Genomic DNA, 21,933 nt, shown 5'->3' on the forward strand with positions numbered 1-21,933 from the left:
TCAAAAGGATTTCCTTGTCCTCTCACGAAATAAGTCCTATGATAAGAGAAGGAGTATGTATTTATCGCAGGGAGGACCTCTCATGTTTACGAAAGATATCGGGATCGATCTGGGCACGGCCAATGTCCTGATCTATGTAAAAGGCAAAGGCATTGTCCTGGATGAACCTTCCGTTGTCGCAATCGATAACCAGACCAAGAAAGTTTTGGCAGTGGGCGACGAAGCCCGCCGTATGGTGGGACGGACACCCGGCAACATTGTGGCCATTCGCCCGTTACGTGAGGGGGTCATCGCTGATTTTGAGATAACGGAATCCATGTTGAAGCATTTTCTGGCAAAAATCGGGGGCAAGAACCTGTTTGCGCGGCCGCGCATCCTCATCTGCTGCCCGACCAACATTACCCCAGTGGAACAAAAGGCCATCCGCGAGGCAGCTGAACGCAGCGGTGGCGCTCGTGAAGTATTTATTGAGGAAGAACCGAAAGTAGCGGCGATTGGGGCGGGAATGGATATTTTCCAACCTTCCGGCAACATGGTGGTCGATATTGGCGGAGGGACAACGGATGTTGCGGTTCTCTCCATGGGGGATATCGTCACCGCCTCTTCGATCAAAGTGGCTGGCGACAAGTTTGACCTTGCCATCATGCGGTACATAAAGAACAAGTATAAGCTCCTGATAGGTGAGCGTACGGCTGAAGATATCAAGATTCACATTGGAACCGTATCCGGCGGACGCCAGGACGAGATGGACATTCGGGGAAGAGACATGGTAAGCGGGCTGCCGCAAACCGTCACGATCCACTCCCGCGAAGTCCAGGAAGCCCTGGCAGAGTCGGTTAGCGCAATTGTACAAGCTGCCAAAAGCGTATTGGAGCGTACACCTCCGGAGCTTTCTGCCGATATCATAGATAAGGGCGTTTCGCTGACAGGCGGCGGTGCGCTTTTGCATGGGCTGGATGACCTGCTGGCCGAAGAACTGAAGGTGCCGGTGCTGGTGGCCGAAGATCCGATGATGTGCGTGGCCAAAGGGACGGGGATCATGCTCGAGTATTTGGACAAGGTGCCGGCGTCACGGAAAAAACGATTCAACGTGTAGGACCGAATGGGATCGACGCCAAACAAGAAGGGGGCAGACGCGCTTGATCAGGGGACTGTACACGGCCGCATCCGGCATGCTCGCCTTGCAGCGGCGCCAGGAGACGCTGGCCAACAATATCGCCAACATCAATACGCCGGGTTACAAGGAAGACGAAGGCGTACTGCGCGCCTTTCCGGAACAGCTGATCGCGCGCATACGCGATAAAGAGGGAATATCGGTAAACGGTTATCCTGTGCTGGGTGGACAACCCGTCATGATCGGCAGGCTGCATACCGGGGTCTACATGCCGGAAGCGCTGCCCAATTTCCGGCAGGGGGATATCGAACAGACGGACAATCCGTATGATGTGGCGCTGTTGGACAACATTCCGCCGAGAGTGGAGCCGGACGGCAAACAGACCGAACGCCGCCTGTTTTTCAGCGTGGCGCGCCTGGCAGATCCGGACAACCAGCCGGTCGCCAATCCGGAAGAGATCCGGTATACCCGCAACGGCCAGTGGCAGGTCAATGCCAAGGGGTATCTGGTTACGTCCGACGGCTATTATGTGCTGGACAGCAACAACAGCGCGATCCGGGTAAATGATCCCCAAGATCCGGAAGCCAGCGTCGGCCAGAAGCTGAAAATTTCCGAGACGGGCGAACTGCTGGCACCTGTCCCGAACGAGCCGGACGGCACCTATCAGTCGCTGGGGGCGGGACAAACCCGGCTGGGACTGAAGGTCGTGACCGATCCGAACCAGCTGGTGCGGGAAGGAAACAACCTGTACCGCTGGGCGGGCCAGCAAGGGCAGGATCAGCCGGCCAATGCGGCGGATGATCCGCAGCTCAACGGCTTCTATGGCGTCAAGCAGGGATGGGTGGAACGCTCCAACGTCAACGCCACGCAGGCGATGACGGATATGATGACGGTCGTCCGTGCGTACGAAGCCAATCAGCGGGTGATCAGCACGCTGGATGGCACGCTGGAAAAAGCGGCAAACGAGATCGGCCGTGTCACCGGCTAGAGAGGAGAGGGATGAATGCAATCGCTAAACATATCGACAGCGGCTTTGCGCAGCATTCAGTATGCGCTCGATACGACGGCCAACAATCTCGCCAATGTGGACACAGTCGGGTACAAGCGCCGTGGCGTCGCCTTCTCCGAACTGCTTGTGGACACCATGGGCGAGCAGCCCTTTACGGACAAGCAGCGCACCTCTCCGCCCGGCCTGCGGATCGGCAGCGGCGTGAGAGTGGGAATGACCCGGCTGGACATGTCGCAGGGAAGCGTGAAGATTACCGATATCCCGACCGATCTGATGATCGAAGGGGACGGCTATTTTGCTGTCAGCCGGATAACGCGGGATCCTGACACAAACAGACTGAGAGAAGAATTCCGTCTCACGCGCAACGGCGGGTTTCAGATCAAACTTTCTCCTGAATACAACCAATATGCCTTGACTACACCAAACGGGGATTATCTCGTTGACGAAAATGGCATTCCCATACTGATGGACAAAGTAGGAGAGCTTACAATCACACCGGAAGGCCGCGTGTTAAATGACGGAGAAGAAATTGCCCGCATTGGCGTATGGAAGGTGGACAACCCTGACCAGTACCAGCAGGTTGGCGAAAATGAATTTTTGGTTCCGGCCAACCAACCTATAACAAATTTTGCATTCTCAACAGCAACCATCCGCCAAGGCGCGCTCGAGGCATCCAACGTGGACATGACCAGGGAAATGACCCAATTGATCGGAATCCAGCGGGCGTATCAGTTTAATGCGAGAGCGATCGCCATCAGCGACCAGATGATGGGAATCGCCAATTCGCTGCGCAGCCGCTAATTTTGTCGGAGTCGGAGGAACCCTTTCATGGATCAGGTAAAAGGGCGGAGCTATACCCGCGAGATCGCAGGGAAGGAACAGGCAAAACCGAGGCGGGCGGGCAAACCGTGGCTCAGGCTTCTGTCCAAACTGCTGCTGGTTCCTTTCCTGCTGTTTTTCTCCCTGGTCATCGGCCTCATCATCGGCTACAGCGTCATCGGCAAGCTGCCTGTGGCCGAAGTGTTCGATTTCAATACGTACAAACACATGTACGATCTGATTTTTTCCGGAACCTGAGATGATTTACCCGTATGACACCCCTCCTGCCGGCAAGAAGGCAGCGAGGGGTTTTTTCGCAGATAGCTGCATGTCAGTTGCTGTTTTTTCCATCGAGAGAGTATAATGAGAAAAGCGGTCTTTGGCGATGGAGTGTCGGTCGTTACATGATCTATGACGGCACCTGCTTTTTGCGTAGGGCAGGGGGCTATACGGAGGGATATTCGGTGAACGTTCCGAATGCGCTAACGGTTGTTCGCATCGCACTCATCCCTGCTTACCTGTACATATTCTTCAATCCGTTTCCGTACCATGTGGAAATCGCCTACGCGATCCTGATCATCGCGGGCATCACCGATATCGTTGACGGCTATATCGCCCGAAAATACAAGCTGGTCACCCCGTTTGGCACCATGATGGACCCGCTCGCCGACAAGCTGATGATGATGGCGGTCATCGCCTCCCTGTTCCTGACATCCCGCATCAGCGTATGGGCGACAATCGTGTTTTTCATGCGCGATCTCGCCATGATCGTAACCTCCGCCGTCTTTCACTTGCGCGGCAAAAAAACCGTACCGGCCAATGCGTTCGGCAAGGTAACCACGGTGCTGTTCTATATCGCCTTTACGCTGGTCATGTTCCAGCATGCTTACGGGGAAGAGGTGTTGTGGACGGTGATCGGGTTTTCCATTGTGACGAGCGCCGTTTATCTGGTCAAAGTTCGCCTGCTGAACAAGCTGATGTAGCGGGGGGACGAGACAAGAGCACTTTCCGCAGACGGGAAGTGCCCCTTTATCGTAACCCCGTTCCCCCAAGAGGAAAGGGAGTTGTCTTTAGTCTAAGTACGCGGTAGGACCTTCATGCAGACAGCGTCTGATAAATTGATGGAAATGGAGATGATCTCATGGAAGTAACCGACATCCTGGACGTGACCCAAGTACAAGCGATTTTGCCGCATCGGTATCCGTTTCTGCTGGTTGACCGGATCATTGGCCTGGAAGCAGGCAAAAAAGCGGTCGGCGTCAAAAACGTCACCATCAACGAGCCGTTTTTTCAAGGGCATTTTCCCGGCTATCCGGTAATGCCCGGCGTTCTGATCGTGGAGGCCCTTGCGCAGGTAGGGGCTGTGGCTGTGTTGAGCCTGGAAGAAAACAAAAACAAGATCGGGCTGTTGGCCGGCATTGACGAATTCCGTTTCAAGGAACAGGTGAAACCGGGGGATACCTTGATCCTGGAAGTGGAGCTGACGCGCGTTCGCGGCTCCATTGGCAAAGGGCATGGCGTGGCAAAAGTGAATGACAAGATCGTGGCGGAGGGCGACATTCTGTTCGCGTTGGCTCCCAACACAGCGGCACATACATGATTTGATCTTGTATGTGCCCTTCTTTTCGAGTAGAATGGCTAATGTGCAACAATCTCTTGCCAAATGACGTCTATTAAATAACGAAGGTGAAACCATTTGGGCAATAAAGTTGCGACGATACTGGGTGTGCCGTTTTCGACACGCGGCTTTCAGGAAACAGTATCCGATCTTGTCAACCGGATGGAAGCGGGACAATTGACGCATGTCGTAACCGCCAATCCGGAAATCGTCATGATCGCACAAGAAAAACCTGCTTTTCGAAAGCTTTTGGACCAAGCCTATGTCGTACCGGACGGGATCGGGATCGTGTATGCGGCGAAATGGACAAACCAACCGATCACCGAGCGAATTACCGGGGTTGAATTGTTGGAAGCGATGATGGAGCAGGCGGATGCCCGCGGATGGAAGGTGTACCTCCTGGGGGCGTCGCCGGAAGCGAACCGTCTGGCGGCGGAGCGGCTGCAGGAGCGTTATCCCCGCGCACGGATCGTCGGCCGGCGGGACGGCTATTTCCGCCCGGAGGAAGAACGGGAGATTGTCAAAGAGATTGGCCGTCTGCGCCCGGACTTGCTGTTTGTCGCGCTGGGAGCGCCGAGGCAGGAGGAATGGATCGCGGCCCATCAAGAGGAACTGGGCATTCCCCTGATGATGGGAGTGGGCGGCAGCTTTGATGTGATCGCCGGGCTTGTCAAGCGGGCTCCCATGATCTGGCAGCGGCTGCATCTGGAATGGTTGTACCGGCTGTTGCAGCAGCCGTCCCGATGGAGAAGGCAGTTGGCCATTCCGCTGTTTGTGTGGACCGTCTGGCGGGAAAAATGGAGAGCATGAATGTTTTCGTGCCTGAGGAGAGAGGAGAACCTTTCATGTCCAATCTGATCTATGGGCTCGTAACAGCGATGATGATAGCGTTTATTGCAACACCATATGTGAAAAAGCTTGCCGAAAAGATCGGAGCGGTCGATGCGCCCAACCAGCGCAAGGTGCACACGCGCATCATGCCCCGGTTGGGCGGATTGGCCATCTATATCGGTTATGTGGTTTCCTTTTTCCTGTTTGTTCCCTTTACGAGCAAGCCGGAAATGCTGGGGATTTTGATTGGCGGCACCATCATCATGCTGGTGGGGATGCTGGATGACAAGATGCAGCTTTCGCCGAAGTGGAAGTTGCTGGGCCAGCTGATCGCCACGGCGGTCGTCGTCATTCCCTTCGGCCTGAAGGTGGGGATCGTCAACCTCCCCTACAGCGGCTACATTGATTTCACCAGCGGCTGGCTGTTCTGGCTGGCCATTCCGATTACGATGGTCTGGATCGTAGGCGTGACCAACGCCATCAACCTGATTGATGGCTTGGACGGCTTGTCGGCGGGGGTATCCGCCATCGCCACCGCAACCATGGCCATCATGGCGATTCAGATGAACGACATGATCGTGGCGAGCTATTGCTTCGTGCTGCTCGGGGCGATCATCGGGTTCCTGTATTTCAACTTTCATCCGGCAAGCATCTTCATGGGCGATACCGGTTCCCTGTTCCTGGGCTTCAACCTGGCGGCCCTGTCGATCATGGGCTTCAAGGAAGCGGTGTTCGTCTCCTTTATCATTCCCATCGTGGTGCTGGGCGTGCCGCTGTGGGATACCTTCTTTGCGATCGTGCGCCGCATCGTCAACAAGAAGCCGATCTCCAGCCCGGACAAGGGGCACCTGCATCACTGTCTGCTGAAGATGGGTCTTTCCCATCGCGCGACGGTGATTACCATCTACTTGATCAGCATCTTCTTCGGGACGATTGCCATCGTCCTGTCGAAGACGAGCGGGTTGTGGACGACCATTATTCTGATTGTGGCGCTGCTCTTCATCATTCACATGGCGACCGAAGTGATCGGCCTGGTAAGCCGCCGCCATCGCCCGCTTATCAATGCGTACAGGAAGTTGAAACTGAAGTATTACGAAACAAGACGCAGTCATTAGTAGCAACCCTCCGGTTAAAAGGAAACCGGGGGGTTCTTTTTTCCCCCTTTTCGGAGGATTCCCCTCAACTTCCGTTCAGTATCTACCGATAACATAAAAGGGGCGTTTAACCGAAAGTTTCAGACATATTTTTAGGAGAGGTGAAATCAGTGCCTAGAAACATTTTCCGCAAGATGTCCTGGATCCCAGCTGTTCTTTCTTTCTTGCTGCTGGTAACAACATTGCTGCCGCTTGGTACGGGTGTTGTTCATGCTGCAGGTGGGATTTCACTGATTGGCATCAGCAGTTCGACGACTGCGACCAACCCGTATATCTATTATTCATCTACTATTACGATACAGGGTACCTATGGCCTGGATATCAACGGAGACGATCTCCGCTATCGCGTAACAACGTTAAGCGGTTCACAGCCGAATGATACCAGCAGCATAAAGCCTGCTCTTGATGCCGGTACCCGGACGTTTACCTTCCGGGATATTCAGCTTATCCCCGGGGTAAACAAAATTTCTTTTTACGAAAAGAACGGAGACACAACAACGGATCTGCTCAGTGTTTACGTGCAGTACAACAATACTCCCCTGTTCTCGGATCTGAAGCTGAACTCCGTTTTCCTGGAGTCAGATCCGACGATTGTGGAGGTTACCTCGTCGCGCAATCTTACTCTGGCTCTTTCCGGAAAAGCGGCAAATGCGGACAACGTCATCGTGACAAACAACACGACCGGCAAAACCTTCAGCGATGACGTGAACGTGTCCGGCAGTTTTTCCGTTGATCTGGAAACCCAGATCGGGTTGAACCAGTTAGACATTCATGCCTACAGCCAGAACAAGGAAGTAGCCTTGCTCAAGCGCAATGTGCTGGTCGTCCCGAAAAGCAGCACGCAGGGTGCTTCGGATCAGTTTTATGATGTAACGATTACAGAAAAGACAGGTGGTTCTTCTGAACCGGTTACAAACATCGACAAAATCCCGCCGGCCTCGATAGATTTGATTGAGACTTCTTCCGCCGATAAAGATTTTGAGCTTAACGGTAAGCTGCTGATCAAGGTGCAGCCCGGGGCTACGATTCTTGATTCAGATGTTAAGGATACAACAACTCCTGATGCTCCTGCAGTAAATCCTGTTAACAGCGACGACACAAAAGTAACAGGTATCGCAGAAGCCGGTTCTGCCGTTACGGTTTATAAAGGATCGATTGCGCCGTCCAACCAGCTAGGAGCAACTACTCCCGCGCAAAATGATGGCAAATATTCTGTAACAATCCCCAAACAACCGGTCGGAACCACTCTCCTGGTAACGGCGAAGGATGCTGCCGGGAACGTCAGTGCTGCTTCTGCGGTAACCGTCACTGCCGGTCCTGACAAAACACCTCCGTCTATTCTGAATGTGACCACTCCTATTACGGACACCGCCACGACGGTCACCGGTGCAACAGACCCGTTCGCTACAGTGACTGTTAAAAGAGGGGCTACCGTGCTTGGTTCTGCAGTTGCGGCTGCAAATGGCGTCTTTTCGGTAACAATTCCGCCGCAGGCAGTAGGAACAGCGATTTCGGTAACAGCATCCGATGCTGCCGGGAATGTAACACCGGCCACGGCTGTTATTATTACAGGAACGGGAAGTGACACAACCGCACCTGACGCACCTACAGTAAATGCTGTTGACAGTGACGACACCGTAGTTAAAGGTACGGCAGAAGCTGGAACTACCGTTACTGTTTATAAAGGATCGATCGCGCCGGGCAATGTGCTGGGAACAACCGCTATCGCGCAAGCTGATGGCAGCTATACGGTAAATATCGGCGCTGCTCAATCAGCCGGAACCACTCTGATTGTAACGGCGAAGGATGCTGCAAACGAAAGTTCAGGAACGAATGTGATCGTTGGTGTCGCGGTACCGTCAGACACAACTGCTCCTTCCGCTCCGACAGTGCCCGCTCCTTTTTACAATGATCAAACTACAATAACAGGTACGGCAGAAGTTGGGGCCACGGTTACCGTCAGAAGAGGAGCCACCGTGCTGGGAACGGCAATAGCAGACGGAGCAACCAACTATACGGTTACGATTCCTCCGCAAAGTGTAGGTACCAAGCTTTCGGTAACAGCAACCGATGCTGCTGGAAATGTAAGCAATGGTGCGACTGTTGATGTAAAATCGAGAGATTCCTTTACCGTCACGCTGGACAGGCTGGATGATTCAATGGCAGCGGATGTATTACCAACGAGTGTAACCGTTAAGCCAATTGCCAACAGTGCAATCCCATCCGATTACAAGCTGTACAGCGTGAAAGCAACCGTAGATGACGCTGATCCTAATCTCAACTCTGGTGGAAGGTATGCAATCGTTGTCAAGTATGCGACGCAAACACTAAATACGTCAACGATGACAAGCATCGTAACGACATCAACTGTAGCCAACTACAGCTACCAATTTGTCTATAAAAAATCAAATGATCCGCGCTTTGGAGCGGTGACGGATGTTTCCAGCCCGACAGCTGCGCTGCCCATTAAGACAGACGGAAGTACCAATATTGTGAGCGTCCTGCCGGCCAAGGTAGCAATTGAAACGTTCAATATGACCTCGATTCCAGCCGATTACGAGGTTTACTACAACAACAGCCTGATCCCTTTAAAGAAGGGTACAGACTATAATTTAACATTGACAGATGACGAAACAGTTAACGTGAACTTGGATGCGGACTCAACCGCAGATTCGGTTGCACTGATTGAATTCCTCAAACTGCCGACTAACGAGACAACCGTAAAAGTACAATTTACAAATCTTACAGCTGATGGAGGAACGACGAATAATCCAGCTAACGACAAAGAGATCTCCTTTAAACTAAAGCCACAGGTGGCCCCATCGCTGCTGTTTTACTACACCTCGGCAGGGCAGGAGAAGGTAATCGACAGCACGTTGGAAATTACCGACCCGAATGTGTCTAATCTGGTTATAGACAATAACAAGTTTAAAGGAAAGATTTACAACTACAAGCTGACGTCCTCCAACATGAAGGTGACGTTGAATGGCAGTTCGGTCAACTACACGCTTGCTGCCGATTCGGATCCAAAAGACAACATTGTACCGTTTGAAATTGACAAGTCCCAGTTTATGACCGGCAGCGCCTGGAACTTCAAACAGGGCAACAACACATTGCTCTTCGAACTTACGGATGACCCCAATGTGAAGTTCACCTACAGCATCATCTATAACACCGAGAAAACGCCGAAGATTCAGGATGTGAAACTGAAGGTTGTCCAGGGAAATGACGATGTCGAGCTGACAAAGTCATCCTCCGATACCGCTTATCAGACATCTGCCCTGTTCCTGAGCGAGTTTTCGTTTAACGTTGCCAATGTAGATCCAGGAGCAACCGTAACTGTGAGGAAGGACGGCAATGTCATCGCGAAGTACTCGCTTACCGACGCATCCGGTGACTGGGATTTCCTGAGCAACGATTCCGACTACAAGAAAGCGCGCGACGAAGCCATTAAAGGCAATACTTCTGACTTGGGCCCGATATTTGACAACAGCACCTTCTCCGAAGCGAAGAATATCACGAACAAGTTCAGCTTCACCGCAGATATGGATTCAAAAGAATACGGGGAAGAGCTGGTTGGGGAACTGGATCAGGACATGGGGCTGAAAAGCGAAGAACTGGAAAACAGGTTGAAGCTGTTCCCCCTGACGCTTGCAAAAGGCGGAACGACCAGCTATGAAATTGAAATCGTGCAAGGTTCCGTCGCAACCCGGCAAACGATCAGCATTGCACAGACCACGCAGGCATGGACCGTCATTTCACCGAAGAAACAGGACGGAGCTCCTTATATCATGGTGAACACCAACTCGGTTCCGATTAAAATTTTTGCCGAAAAAGCAACGAAGGTGATGTTTGGAAAAACTGAGGCGGTTGCGTATAACACCACCGATCCCGACTTCAAGTACGACGAAGATACGGGTAAGCTGGTGCCGGAAACCTATTATGTATTTGAAGCAAATGTCGCTCTGAAACCTGGCTTGAACAAAATCAAATTTACGGTGGTATTTGGATCGAACAGCTATAATGACGAGATCCAGATCTACAATGCCAACTCGGCAGTAAGCGGTGCGGAGAGCAGGGACATTCTGGGCAAGAAGGTTTCGTTCAGCGTGTTTGAAAAGGCATTTGAGCTGAAGTTCCCGTCCGGAACGGTACTGCTGGCGCCCTCAAACAATCGGGCAGGTTCGGAAATTAACCCCCCTGCGACAGACATTTTTACGGACGTTCCGTTGTATTTCGGAATTGCAGACCGTACAAACGGGCGCGTTACATTGGATGACGATGAGCTGAAAGACGATATGGAAGATATCCTGAGAATCTCATCGGAGTTTAACTACGCCAGCCCGCTATATTATGTAGATGCAGGCAATTCAAAGCCAGGCAGTGGGGAGGGTGACGAAGATCGTCAGCCGGGCGGCCGTGACCCGTATTTTGATGGGACTGTGAACAATGTAAGGATGGAACCATTCATCAAGCGCTGGAGAGACAACCTGGTTCCAAGCAAACCCGGAACGGTAACGATTAAATATGATCCTTCCATCGTCAATGCCGCCAACAATATTCTTACTGTTTTCTACAATAACGGCGATGAATGGACCAATATTGGCGGTGTGGTCAACACATCCAAAAAGACGATAACGGTTCCGTTCAAGGGCTTTGGTTATTACATGGTAATGAAGCAGCGTGAAACATTCTCGGATGTCATCAACCATCCATTTGCCCGTGACGCTATCGAAACGTTGTATGCCAAGGGAATAATGAACGATGCGCCAGGCGACGGCTTTGGAAGCGAATTGAAAATCAGTCGCGGTGAATTTGCGACGATGATTGTCAAGGCGCTTGATTTACCGATCAATGCCGGGCCATATAATGACAGCAATGAAAAGGATCCTGTTGAACCTACCTTTACGGATGTCCGTCCCAGCGATGATGACTGGGATTATCAGTACAAATATATTGAAACAGCCGCTCGTGCGGGCATTATTCGGGGAAAAGAAACACGTGCGTTCTTCCCGGATGATCCGCTGACACGGGAAGAAGCTGCGATCATCATCGCGCGTGCACTCAACCTCAAGTTGAGCACTCCGGAGGCAGCGCAATTGGCATTAGGCAAGCTGTACACTGACGCTCAGCTTACGGGATATTATGCGGCTTCTTCTGTGCTTGCGGTGAGCAAAGCGAAAATCATGAACGGGGAAGCGAATGATCCAACAGCCAAGAAGCCGACCTATCGTTTTAATCCAAAAGGCGACCTGACCCGCGCCGAAATGGCTGTCATTACGATAAGGATTATGCAGCAGCTCAAAAAACTTCCGAAGTAATAACCGCCCAAAACAAAAGAAGCTGGAGAGATCAATCCTCTCCAGCTTCTTTTTTCATCTCCGCTCGAAAGAGCCCGGAATGCTCCTTTAAAATAAACAGATCCCGTTCATGGAGTGAAACCTTCCGTTCCAGAAAGTCAACGCGTTTCCACGTGAACTCGCCCATCTCCTTCAATTCGGCCAGCTCCGCTTCGATCCGGTCGAACCGCTGCTCCATGCGTTCGTTCATCTCATGGAGCAGCGTATTCTGCTGCCCTAGCATGGTGACCAGCTGCGTGTACATCGCTTCCAGACTATTCAACTTCTGCGCGTGGACGTCAATTTGCTTCTCATGCCTGTCGAGTTTCTCGTTAATCTGAGCAAATTGCTTCTCATGCCTGTCGAGCTTCTCGTTGATCAGTGTAAACTGCTTATCATGCTGATCCAACCTCTCCTCAACCCGGTCAAGTCTCGCTTCGACACGATCTAACCTCTCCTCAACCCGGTCAAGTCTCGCTTCGACACGATCTAACCTCTCCTCAACCCGATCGAGTCTCGCCTCGACACGATCCAGCCTCTCCTCAATCCTGTCCAACCGCAATACAACCTGCTCCAATAAACCAAACACATCATCAAGAGTCTTCCCCACGCGCCAGCCTCCTCCTGATCATGAATTACCCATACCATAATCGTATCGAAGGACAACCCACCCCTCAAGTTAAGTTTTCTGTTCTACCCCTCATCGCCAACAGCCTCAATCGGCACCTCCACATACTTCCTCTCCCCGCGCACGATCTCGGCCTGGCCGTTGGTCAAATCCACCATTCCGGCGACAAACGCTTCCTCCTCTCCGGCGGGAATCAGCACATGCACGGTCACCTTGTCGGTAAACACGGTATCCACGACTCGCTGCCTTCCGATCCGCAGTTCATTCTCCACCTTGCCCCACCAGGTGTAATCCACGCTCACCGCGATCGCCTGATGCAAAACGTGCGCGACGATCCCGGCTGCCTTCAGCGCCGCCACGGTTCCGGCCGTATACGCCCGGACCAGCCCGCCTGCCCCCAGCTTGATCCCCCCGAAATAACGGGTGACCACCACAGCCGTATCCTTACACCCGTTCTTTTTGATGCACTCCAGAATCGGCTTCCCCGCCGTTCCGCTCGGTTCCCCGTCATCGCTGGAACGCTGGATTTGGTCATGTTCCCCGATCACAAAGGCGGAACAGTTATGGGTAGCATCCCAATGCTTCTTTTTGATGGCTGCAATGAAAGCGGCAGCCTCTTCTTCCGTAGTCACCCGCTGCGCATATCCAATGAAACGGGAGCGCTCAATCACAATCTCCGCTTCGCCGTATCCGGCCACTGTTTTGTACTGCGTAAGCAATGTCATCACCTCACCCAACAGCATACCATGAAATTTTGGCCTGTTTCCTGCGTATTTACCAGAGATGGAACGGAAGAAGAACAGCGCAGCCTCAGGCTCGAACAGGAGGAAGTGATCCATCGGGAGACCGAAAAACCCGAATACAAAAGCAAATTTTTCACAACTATGGTATAGTCTTTATGGAAAACGATTACCATCCGATATCTGGCAATAGGAAAAAAGGAGTGTATGCGAGATGAAGATTCCGTATTCCAATCAGAAATGGACTGCGCTCGCCCTGGCGGCGCTGATGCTGGCGACGACGGACAGTGCCCTGGCGGCAGACAATCCCCCGGCTGGCAGCGGACAGCAGACCCCGCAGGCGGCCCAGCCAGCCGAACAGACAGCGGCCAAAGCGCAGCCGCTAACCATTGAAGCCGCCATCGAACAGGCGCTGAAAACCAACAGCGATCTGCAAAAGCTGCGGATTGATGCCAACAATGCGGATATCAACGCCCGCCTGGTGGTGGCCAGCGCCAACGATATCCCGGCCAGCGCGATCGAATCATTGAGCGCGGCCCAGAACAAATACGAGTCCGAAGCGAGAGCCCAGGTGACGAAGAAGCTGAATGCCCTGGCCGTCAAAGCGGCAGAAAACAAAACCAAGTTGGGTGCACAGAGCGTCTTTTACGATCTCCTGCACGCCCAGGCGGAACTGGAACTGAAAAAGCAAAGCCTGAAACGGGCGGAAACCCAGCTGAAAGTAGCGCAGGCCGCATTTGATGTGGGGACCAAGGCGAAGACCGACATCCTGCAGGCGGAGATGGGCGTGTCCGGTGCGCAAGCCGCACTGGCTGTCGCGCAGAACAATGTGGCGATCAGCCGCATGAAACTGAACGACTTCCTGGGTGTCGATCTGCAGTCCGAATGGATCTTGTCCGATGCCAACAGGCAGGTGAAGGCGCCGGAGATGACCCTGGAGGAAGCTGTCAGCAAGGCGTTGGCGCAGCGCACGGAAATGGTGCAGCGAAACGAAGAACTGAAATTGGCGGAGCTGAACCGCGATCTCATTTCCAAGTACTCCGCGCTCTCCACGTATCAGGGACAGATGAGCCGCAACAACATCGAAAAGGCGAAGTTGGCGATTGAGGACCAAAAACGCGCCATCTCCATGGAAGTGGCGCAAGCTTACTATAATCTGAACGCTGCCAAGCTGAATGTGGAATTCACGCAGAAAGCGAAAGAGGCAGCCGCCGAGAGCTACCGTTTGACCAATCTGCGTTTTCAGAACGGACTTGCCACCACGCTGGAAGTGATCCAGGCGGAGGAAGAGCTGTCTGACCGGGAGAATCAATACCAGGAAGCGGTGCACAGCTATAATCTGGCAGTGGTCAACTTCGAAACAGCTTTGGGTGAATAGTCTGGCAAATTCAGCAGTTTTTTCGCGAATTTGGCAAAAGGTAGTCGATGACATTCCCTTGACCACCCCCTATAATACAAGGTGTGGAGCCGGTGCGGAACGCAGCGGAGCGCCGGGAGCCGCCCAAAAATTTTTTAAAACTTTTTTGGAAGGCACCGCAACTTTTCTTTGGGTGAAGCGTTTAATAGAATGTCACGGCAATGCCGGGGAATTGTGTAAAAATGATTCACGAATATGAGCTTCTATGATACACTAATGATTGTGGCATTTTACACAATACGGAATTCTTTACCGATCCTTCGTGTTTCAAAAATTCACGGTCCTGCGAAAGGAGGTGAAACGCGCTTGCAGGATTCGGGCTTTAAAAAGAAAGATATACGCAAGAGCAATATTCCCCAAGAACAATTTGTTTATACTAGAGGAGGAGAACCGAAAGTTATGAAAAAGGTTGTTAACAGCGTATTGGCAAGTGCCCTTGCAGCATCCTTTGTTCCTGCAGTTGTAGGCGCTGAAGAAGCACCGCAATCGGGAACAACCCAAACGGAAGCAACCCAAACGGAAGCAACTCAAACCACTGAAGCACCGAAAATTGATCCGGCTCTGGAGAAAGTGGTAAAACGTCTCCAAGCTCTGGGCCTGGTAGCAGGCTATGGCAACGGTGAATTCGGTGTGGACAGAGCGATCAACCGCGCTGAGTTCGCTACGCTCGTCGTACGTGCACGCGGCCTGGAAGAAGGCGCAAAACTGGCTCAATTCCAAGCCAACTTCACGGACGTGAAACCGTCTGACTGGTTCGCTGGTTACGTGAACGTAGCAGCTGGCCAAGACATCGTAAAAGGTTACACCGACAAATCTTTCAAACCTGCCAACAACGTTACTTATGCGGAATCCGTGGCAATGATCATCCGTGCTCTCGGTTACGACGTTCCAGGTTCCGTAAGCGGCGTATGGCCGAACAACTACATCTCCAAAGCTGCTGAGCTGGGCATTTCCAAAGGTGTCAAAATCGACCCGAACAAACCGGCTACTCGTGGCGACATCTTCTTGATGCTCGATAACGCGCTGCGCGTTGACCTGATGAAGCAAATCGAATACGGTACGGACGTCCGTTACGAAGTAGCGAAAAACAAAACGCTGCTGACGGAGTACCTCGACGTTCAAGTTCGCGATATGGACTGGGCGAACTCTGACGACAACGATTCCAACGATCTGCCGTTCGTATCCAACGTACCGGTAATCGCACTGGGCGACATGGATGCCAACGAAGTAGAACTCAACGTAAGCAGAGCCGACCTGGAAGGTACCGGTATCGCCAGCGGCAAAGCCGTGAAATTCCATGTGGCTGACGGCATCGATCCGAACGCATTCGCCGGCCAACACGTACAAGTATGGATCAAGGACGGCAAAGAAGACACCATCGTATGGATGGAAGCTTCCGAAGATGAAGATGTCATCAACGACCGTCTCTCCGATGTGTACTACGATGGCAAATTCGCAGCAGACGGCAGCAAGATCAAAGGCAAAGACGATATCAAGGAACTGGAAATCGTTCTCGATGGCACCGGCAAAACCTACAAATTTGCCGACAACGTTGCCGTAACTTACAACTTCAAGCGTTATGGCACGGGCGACGGCGCTGCCAAAGGTCTGAAAGCGATCTATGACAAATTCGATCGCAACAACTTCGGCTATCCGTTCTCTGTAAAAGTTGTGCTGAACGAAAATGGCGAAATCTCCTACATCAGTGTAGTTGACGACGTTTCCTTCGATCAAAACAACGAAGGTGTGAAATACGGTTCCGAAGTTATCGAGAAAGTCGATACCAACAAGAAGAAAATCACCAACCTGGAAAGCGGCACCTTCGATCTGAGCGACAAGGAAGAAGGCAAAGATTTCCTGGTATTCATCGATGGCAAGCCTGCCAAACTGGCTGACCTGAAACCGCTGGATGTTTACGCCGTCTACTACGCGGATGGTGACGATGACAAGCCGCTCATCTTCGCTACCCGTCAAGTGGTAGAAGGCAAAGTAGACAAGGTTGAAATTCGTTCCAACGGCGACAACCGTCTGAAGATCGGTGACACGCTCTACCGTGTGCGTACTTCCGCTACGGCTACGGCATCCTACTCCGAAGACGGCAACAAAACCGTTGACAAGATCACCGTTGACGAAATCCGCGACCTCGACGGCGAAGATGTGAAACTGTACCTCGATCCATCCGGTCGTGTACGTCACGTTGAAACCAAAGACGATGTAACAGATCGCAAGTTCAATGCCATCGTGACGAAATCTGCTTCTTACGACTCCACCGATGACAAGTGGAACTTCACAGTTCTCAGCGAAAAAGGCAAGAAAATTAACGTAAGCTTGGAAGCTGATGACATCGAGGATGCAGACGGCAACGAGCTGACCGACGACCAGGTAGAAGAACTGTTCGTTCCGAACAAAGAAGACCTGATGGTTGTGGAAATCACTCTTGACAAAGACGGCAAAGCACAAAAAGCGAAAATCGTTGAGTTGGGTGATCTGCACGAACTGCAAGGCCAAGATTGGGACGATGCAGCTGACGAGGATGACGCTACCATCAACGTTGACCTCGATGGCAACGGCCGCAATGAATCTTATGACGTCACTTCCGACACCGTTGTTTGGGATATGACCGGTGAGATCACGAGCGGTAAGCGTGTTGAGCTGAAAGATGCTCGTACAGCCGACTTCAAAAAGCTGGCTGACGACGATGACAAGACCGTATTCTACACCATCAACGATGACGATGAAGTGGAATTCGTCTTCGTGGTGGATGGCGGCGCAGTAGCTGACGATACTCACTATGGTTACGTAAAATCCGTATCCAATACGAATGACACCGTTACTCTCTTGGAAAAAGATGGTACCGAGTTGAAGGAGAAAGAATACAAGCTGGATGGCGACGCTGAAGACGCACTCGACAAGTTCAAGCGCTTTGACTTCATTGCGTTCCGTCTGAACTCCGAAGATCAAGTCATCATCGACGATGTCGTGAAAGTGGTTGATGGTGCTGGTGACGATCCGACCGCACTCGACTCCCTCGACCCGAGCGACGATGACTACGACCAACTGCTGGATGACGCATCTCTTCAGCGCGTAACAACTGCAGTGGTTGACGAAGTGGATGGCGACGACATCTACTACAAACTGCGCGATGAAAACGGCGAATTCGTGAAAGACGACAAAGGGTCTGTCATCCGCAAGAAGTACACCACCAACAGCAATACCATCTTCTTCAACACTGACTTCGAACAAGAAGACGGTGTAAACGAAGGCGACTATGTCGTGCTGATTGAGACCGACGACGACGGCGCGAAATTTGACTACGTCCTCATCGCAACCGATGAGAAAGAAGTCAAAGAAGAAGGCTATGATGAAGTTGATAGCGACGGTGTTCTCCCGATCGGCAACTTCTACAAGCAAAACGATGATCTGAATGTTGAACCGAAACCGCCGGTTGAAGATAAGCCTTTTATCGATGAGGATTCCATCGACACTGGCAGATTCGGTATCGCTGGTGTATTCACCTACGATGTAAAAGCTGACCTGGCTGAGGGTGTAGATGAGGCTGACATCGAGAGCGTTGAGGTTGAACTCGACGGTGAAACCTACCCGGCAACTGTAGCAGATGGCAAAGTTACCTTCAGAAAGAGCTTGCAAAACGTCGATGTAACGGAAGGTAAACTGATCATCACTCCGGTTGAAGGCGACGTTCAAACCTATGACCTGACCTTCCCGGAATAAGCTACAAGCTCCGATAGTATAACAAGTTCAGGGGATTGATGATATAGCGGGTTCAGAGGGCTTCTTCTGGCCCTCTGAACTCCTACATAAATGTAAGTCCTCTGAACAAAGAAAAAAGATTCCTATCAATCTTTTGGAGGGGTAGTACGTGAAAAACAAAAAGGTAGTACTCTCTGTACTTTCCACAGCAGTTGTTGCGAGCATGGCTACTTCCGCATTCGCCGCACCGCAAACCGGTGTGTATCTGGGCGGCGATGTGAAGAAATTCTATCCGATGGAAGCTCTCCTTCATCTGACCGCAACTGGTGAAGCCAAGTTCGCACAAGAGTATCTGCAGCTGGATGCAGCAAATAAGCTGGATGAGGTAGTCTTCGTAACGGAAGACGGCGATGCTGTCGTTGGTGCTTCCATCGAAGAAATCCTGGAAGAAGGCTATGATCAAGCAATCCAAGAAGAGCTGCAAGATAGCGACTTCCTGGATTCCTACCTGACTGCTGACACAGATGGTAATGCTGGTGCAGCTTACGATCCGTGGCCATCTACTCCTGCTGGCGAGCTGAAAGTTGAAAGTGTAAGTGCTATTAACCTGAAACAGGTTAAGGTAGAATTCAACAAAGCAGTTGACGAAACTGAAGGTTCCAACATCGCAAATTACTTCGTTGGTCTCGAAGGAAATACTTCCACTAACGTAGCGACTCAAGCAGGTGGTGGTTCCGTTAAACTTGCTGATGATAAGAAATCCGCTATTATCACACTTAACAACGGTTCCGCACTTGTAAACTTCTCTACTGCAAACAAAGTTACGGTAAGCAAAGCAGTAGGCTTGGCTGAAGATTATGTGAAGACGGATCTTGCAGCATCTGACACAGCATTCCCGACACTCGATAGTGTAACAGCAACTGGTCCTCGTGAACTCACGTTGGTGTTCTCTGAGCCACTGGATAACAGTGTGAGCTCCGCAAACACTATTTCTTCTTTAGTGTTGGATAATGGTGCAGTTGCTTTGGATCCGACTTCTGCAGTTTACACAGCTGCTGATAAGAAACTTGTTATCAAAACTTACTCTGATCTGACAGCAGGTACCCATACCCTGAAGATCAAGTCTGGTTCTGCGAACCTGTTGAAAGACTTCTCTGGAGCATCCGTGGTACCGGCAGAGAAGACCTTTACTTACACTGCTGATACTACTGCACCAACTGTTTCTGTGAAATCTCACACTGAAAATAGTGTAACAATTAAATTCAACAAAACCGTATCCGGTGTAAGAACAAACAACGTAGTATTCTCTCACACTTACCAAGGATATAACCAAGTACTTGGTGGTTCCGCATCTGTAACTGGTTCAGGAGATGAATACACCATCACATTCCCAGCTCCGTTCCCTCCTGGTACCGCTAGAGTCTACATTGATTATGCTGCAGGAACAACTGATGCTAATAAAATCAAAGACAACTACGGTAACATTTTCCAACCGACATCCTTCACTGTTGACACTACTGCAGATACTACAAAACCGGTAGTAAACAGCGTAGACTTCGTGGATGCTAACCATGTTAAAGTAACATTCAGTGAAGATGTTCAAGCAGGTAGCGGAACTAACGGTGCTGAAAACCCTGCAAACTATACTCTGAGAGACAGCACTGGTGCAACTGTACAAGTCACTGGCGCTGCATTCCAAACTAGCCCAGCTAGCAACAAAGTAGTAGTTCTTACTACCGCTCAACTTAACGGTGGGGCTTACACACTGGAAATTAAGAATGTGAAAGATCGTTCCATTGCAGGTAACACCTTGGATACTGTAACGAAGTCGTTCACTGCGACTGACTTGGTACCACCAAATATTGCTGACCTGCTGTCTGGTGGCGGTACTTCTTATGACGCTTTGCTGGTAGGAACTAAGAAAGTTAAGATTGGTTTCACTGAAGCAATGAAGAAAGAATCCATTGAGAACAAAGATAACTACTTGTTCCAAGGTTCTCCATTGCCGGCGGGCACAACAATCACTGCTGCAGCAGATCTCAAGTCTGTCATTGTTGACTTTACCAATACAACTACTACTCCGGCAGCTTCTAATACGTTCACTGTTGGGCGTGTAGAAGATGCTGCAGGTAATAAGATTGCTGCGTTCCAAACAACCGTAACAGTTCAAGCTGCAACTGCACCAGCACCGTCTAAGATTGAAGCAATTGGCAAAAATCAAATTCAATTGAGCTTTGATGAAATCATCATTAACCCAGTTGCAACTGACTTTGCCGTAGACGTTGATGGTACCGGTTCTACTGGTTTCAAAACACCTGCAAGCATCTCCGTAACAAATAACAGTGGTAAAACTACGATCACATTGATTACACAAGATGCGATGACAACTGGTTTTGCTACAACAAACGATAAACCAGTAGTACGTACTACAGCTAACTCTAGCAGTTCAACTTCTCAAGCAGCTGCAGGCTCTGCAAGCAACGAGTTTGGGGCAAAAGTAAACATCAATGATGTAAAAGCAGATGATAAAATTGCTCCAGAACTGACCAGCACTAACCCAGTAGTGACTGTAGACCAAGATGGCGATAACAAAATCGACCATATCAAAGTTACATTCACTGAGACAATGAGCCCTGCATATGTCAATGCTAGCTCCTTTGCTGTAGCTGGTTACGATATTTTAGGTGTTACAACAGACTCTAACGGTGCTGTAACAAGTGATACTGATTTGGGTGATGCTCAACCTGGTACTACTGTATTCATCACTGTTAAAGAGAAAGATAGCGCTGATCTGGGTGCTACTCCTTCCGTAACAGTAGGTACTATCAGAGATACTGCAGGTAACGCATTTGCTGGCCAAACCGTAACTGCTGTTGATGGTATGGCACCAACAGCAAGCGTTGTAGCAGCATCCACGGCTGGTGGTGACGCTCTTGTTAACATCGCTGAAAAAGCAGCAGGCTTCAACGTAGTAGCTACAAGTAACAAACTCGGTACCCTGTATGTTGTACCAGCTGGAACCACTGCTACTAAAGCAGCAATCCAAGCTGCTGCAATTGCAAGTGCGCCTGTAACTGTAGCTGGTGGAAACACAACAATTTCTGTACCTGCTGCATCTACTGGCGTAACCGATACTACACAATACGTAGTGTATGCAATCGACAGTGCAGATAACGTATCTGCTGCAACTTCAACTGCTTTCACAGCAGACTTGACAGCACCAACAGCAACAGCAGCAACTTCGCAAGTCGCTGCAAACGGAGGCACCATCACAATTACTTTCTCTGAGGCACTCTCTGCAACTGCTAAGACCAACGTAGAAACTGCGATTAGTGCTGCAACTACTCAAGGTACACTCGGATACTCTTGGAATGCTGCTAATACAGTGTTGACTGTTACTAACAGCCATGCAACTGACAATACTAACTTTGCTGCTGATGTAACAGCTAACATTACTGACGTAGCTGGTAACCCAACTAACAACGCAGTTGTAGTTGACTTGCCTTAATAGTTCGGTGAGATTGTGCCTGATAGGTTTGGGGCCTGTCACCAC

General features: G+C 50.9%; 14 protein-coding genes. 12 read left to right on the forward strand and 2 right to left on the reverse strand.

Going from position 1 to position 21,933, the window contains the following annotated elements; translation table 11 throughout:
- Positions 1-82 precede the first annotated feature (82 nt).
- The 9 genes from mreB to G3578_RS10530 all read left to right on the forward strand — a co-directional run bounded on the left by mreB (position 83) and on the right by G3578_RS10530 (position 11,866).
- Complete coding sequence (mreB, locus tag G3578_RS10490) at positions 83-1,096, forward strand: rod shape-determining protein (RefSeq protein ID WP_165212388.1); 1,014 nt, start codon at positions 83-85, stop codon at positions 1,094-1,096.
- A 43-nt stretch (positions 1,097-1,139) separates the two neighbouring features.
- Complete coding sequence (locus tag G3578_RS10495) at positions 1,140-2,102, forward strand: flagellar hook-basal body protein (protein ID WP_165212389.1); 963 nt, start codon at positions 1,140-1,142, stop codon at positions 2,100-2,102.
- A 15-nt stretch (positions 2,103-2,117) separates the two neighbouring features.
- Complete coding sequence (locus tag G3578_RS10500) at positions 2,118-2,924, forward strand: flagellar hook-basal body protein (protein WP_165212390.1); 807 nt, start codon at positions 2,118-2,120, stop codon at positions 2,922-2,924.
- A gap of 27 nt (positions 2,925-2,951) precedes the next feature.
- Positions 2,952-3,200 carry a DNA-directed RNA polymerase subunit beta gene (locus tag G3578_RS10505; protein ID WP_165212391.1) on the forward strand — a complete coding sequence of 83 codons (249 nt, stop codon included), beginning with the start codon at positions 2,952-2,954 and terminating at the stop codon, positions 3,198-3,200.
- A 206-nt stretch (positions 3,201-3,406) separates the two neighbouring features.
- Positions 3,407-3,925, forward strand: a complete 519-nt coding sequence (pgsA, locus tag G3578_RS10510; protein ID WP_346773996.1) for a CDP-diacylglycerol--glycerol-3-phosphate 3-phosphatidyltransferase — start codon at positions 3,407-3,409, stop codon at positions 3,923-3,925.
- Positions 3,926-4,083: 158 nt separating this feature from the next.
- Complete coding sequence (gene fabZ, locus G3578_RS10515) at positions 4,084-4,542, forward strand: 3-hydroxyacyl-ACP dehydratase FabZ (RefSeq protein WP_165212394.1); 459 nt, start codon at positions 4,084-4,086, stop codon at positions 4,540-4,542.
- Positions 4,543-4,638: 96 nt separating this feature from the next.
- The gene (locus G3578_RS10520) at positions 4,639-5,370 is read left to right on the forward strand and encodes a WecB/TagA/CpsF family glycosyltransferase (RefSeq protein WP_206529616.1); all 732 of its coding nucleotides are present in this window, start codon (positions 4,639-4,641) and stop codon (positions 5,368-5,370) included.
- A 35-nt stretch (positions 5,371-5,405) separates the two neighbouring features.
- Positions 5,406-6,506, forward strand: a complete 1,101-nt coding sequence (locus G3578_RS10525) for a glycosyltransferase family 4 protein (RefSeq protein ID WP_165212396.1) — start codon at positions 5,406-5,408, stop codon at positions 6,504-6,506.
- A 149-nt stretch (positions 6,507-6,655) separates the two neighbouring features.
- On the forward strand, positions 6,656-11,866 hold the full coding sequence (locus G3578_RS10530) for an Ig-like domain-containing protein (RefSeq protein WP_165212398.1): 5,211 nt from the start codon (positions 6,656-6,658) through the stop codon (positions 11,864-11,866).
- A 31-nt stretch (positions 11,867-11,897) separates the two neighbouring features.
- Here the strand turns inward: G3578_RS10530 and G3578_RS10535 are convergent, their stop codons facing one another.
- Both G3578_RS10535 and G3578_RS10540 read right to left on the reverse strand, forming a co-directional pair.
- Positions 11,898-12,494, reverse strand: a complete 597-nt coding sequence (locus tag G3578_RS10535) for a hypothetical protein (protein ID WP_165212290.1) — start codon at positions 12,492-12,494, stop codon at positions 11,898-11,900.
- An 83-nt stretch (positions 12,495-12,577) separates the two neighbouring features.
- The gene (locus G3578_RS10540; RefSeq protein ID WP_165212626.1) at positions 12,578-13,231 is read right to left on the reverse strand and encodes a YigZ family protein; all 654 of its coding nucleotides are present in this window, start codon (positions 13,229-13,231) and stop codon (positions 12,578-12,580) included.
- Positions 13,232-13,466: 235 nt separating this feature from the next.
- Here G3578_RS10540 and G3578_RS10545 point away from each other — a divergent pair, with 235 nt between their 5' ends.
- From G3578_RS10545 to G3578_RS10555, 3 genes are all read left to right on the forward strand, one after another.
- The gene (locus tag G3578_RS10545; protein ID WP_165212400.1) at positions 13,467-14,630 is read left to right on the forward strand and encodes a TolC family protein; all 1,164 of its coding nucleotides are present in this window, start codon (positions 13,467-13,469) and stop codon (positions 14,628-14,630) included.
- 345 nt (positions 14,631-14,975) lie between these two features.
- Positions 14,976-18,401 (forward strand): S-layer homology domain-containing protein, encoded by a 3,426-nt coding sequence (locus tag G3578_RS10550; RefSeq protein ID WP_241254567.1) that lies wholly within the window; start codon positions 14,976-14,978, stop codon positions 18,399-18,401.
- A gap of 148 nt (positions 18,402-18,549) precedes the next feature.
- Entirely contained in the window at positions 18,550-21,888 is a 3,339-nt protein-coding gene (locus tag G3578_RS10555) for a beta strand repeat-containing protein (RefSeq protein WP_165212402.1), read from the forward strand.
- Positions 21,889-21,933 lie beyond the last annotated feature (45 nt).

The organism is Brevibacillus sp. SYP-B805 (genome assembly GCF_011059135.1).
Taxonomy (GTDB): domain Bacteria; phylum Bacillota; class Bacilli; order Brevibacillales; family Brevibacillaceae; genus Brevibacillus_F.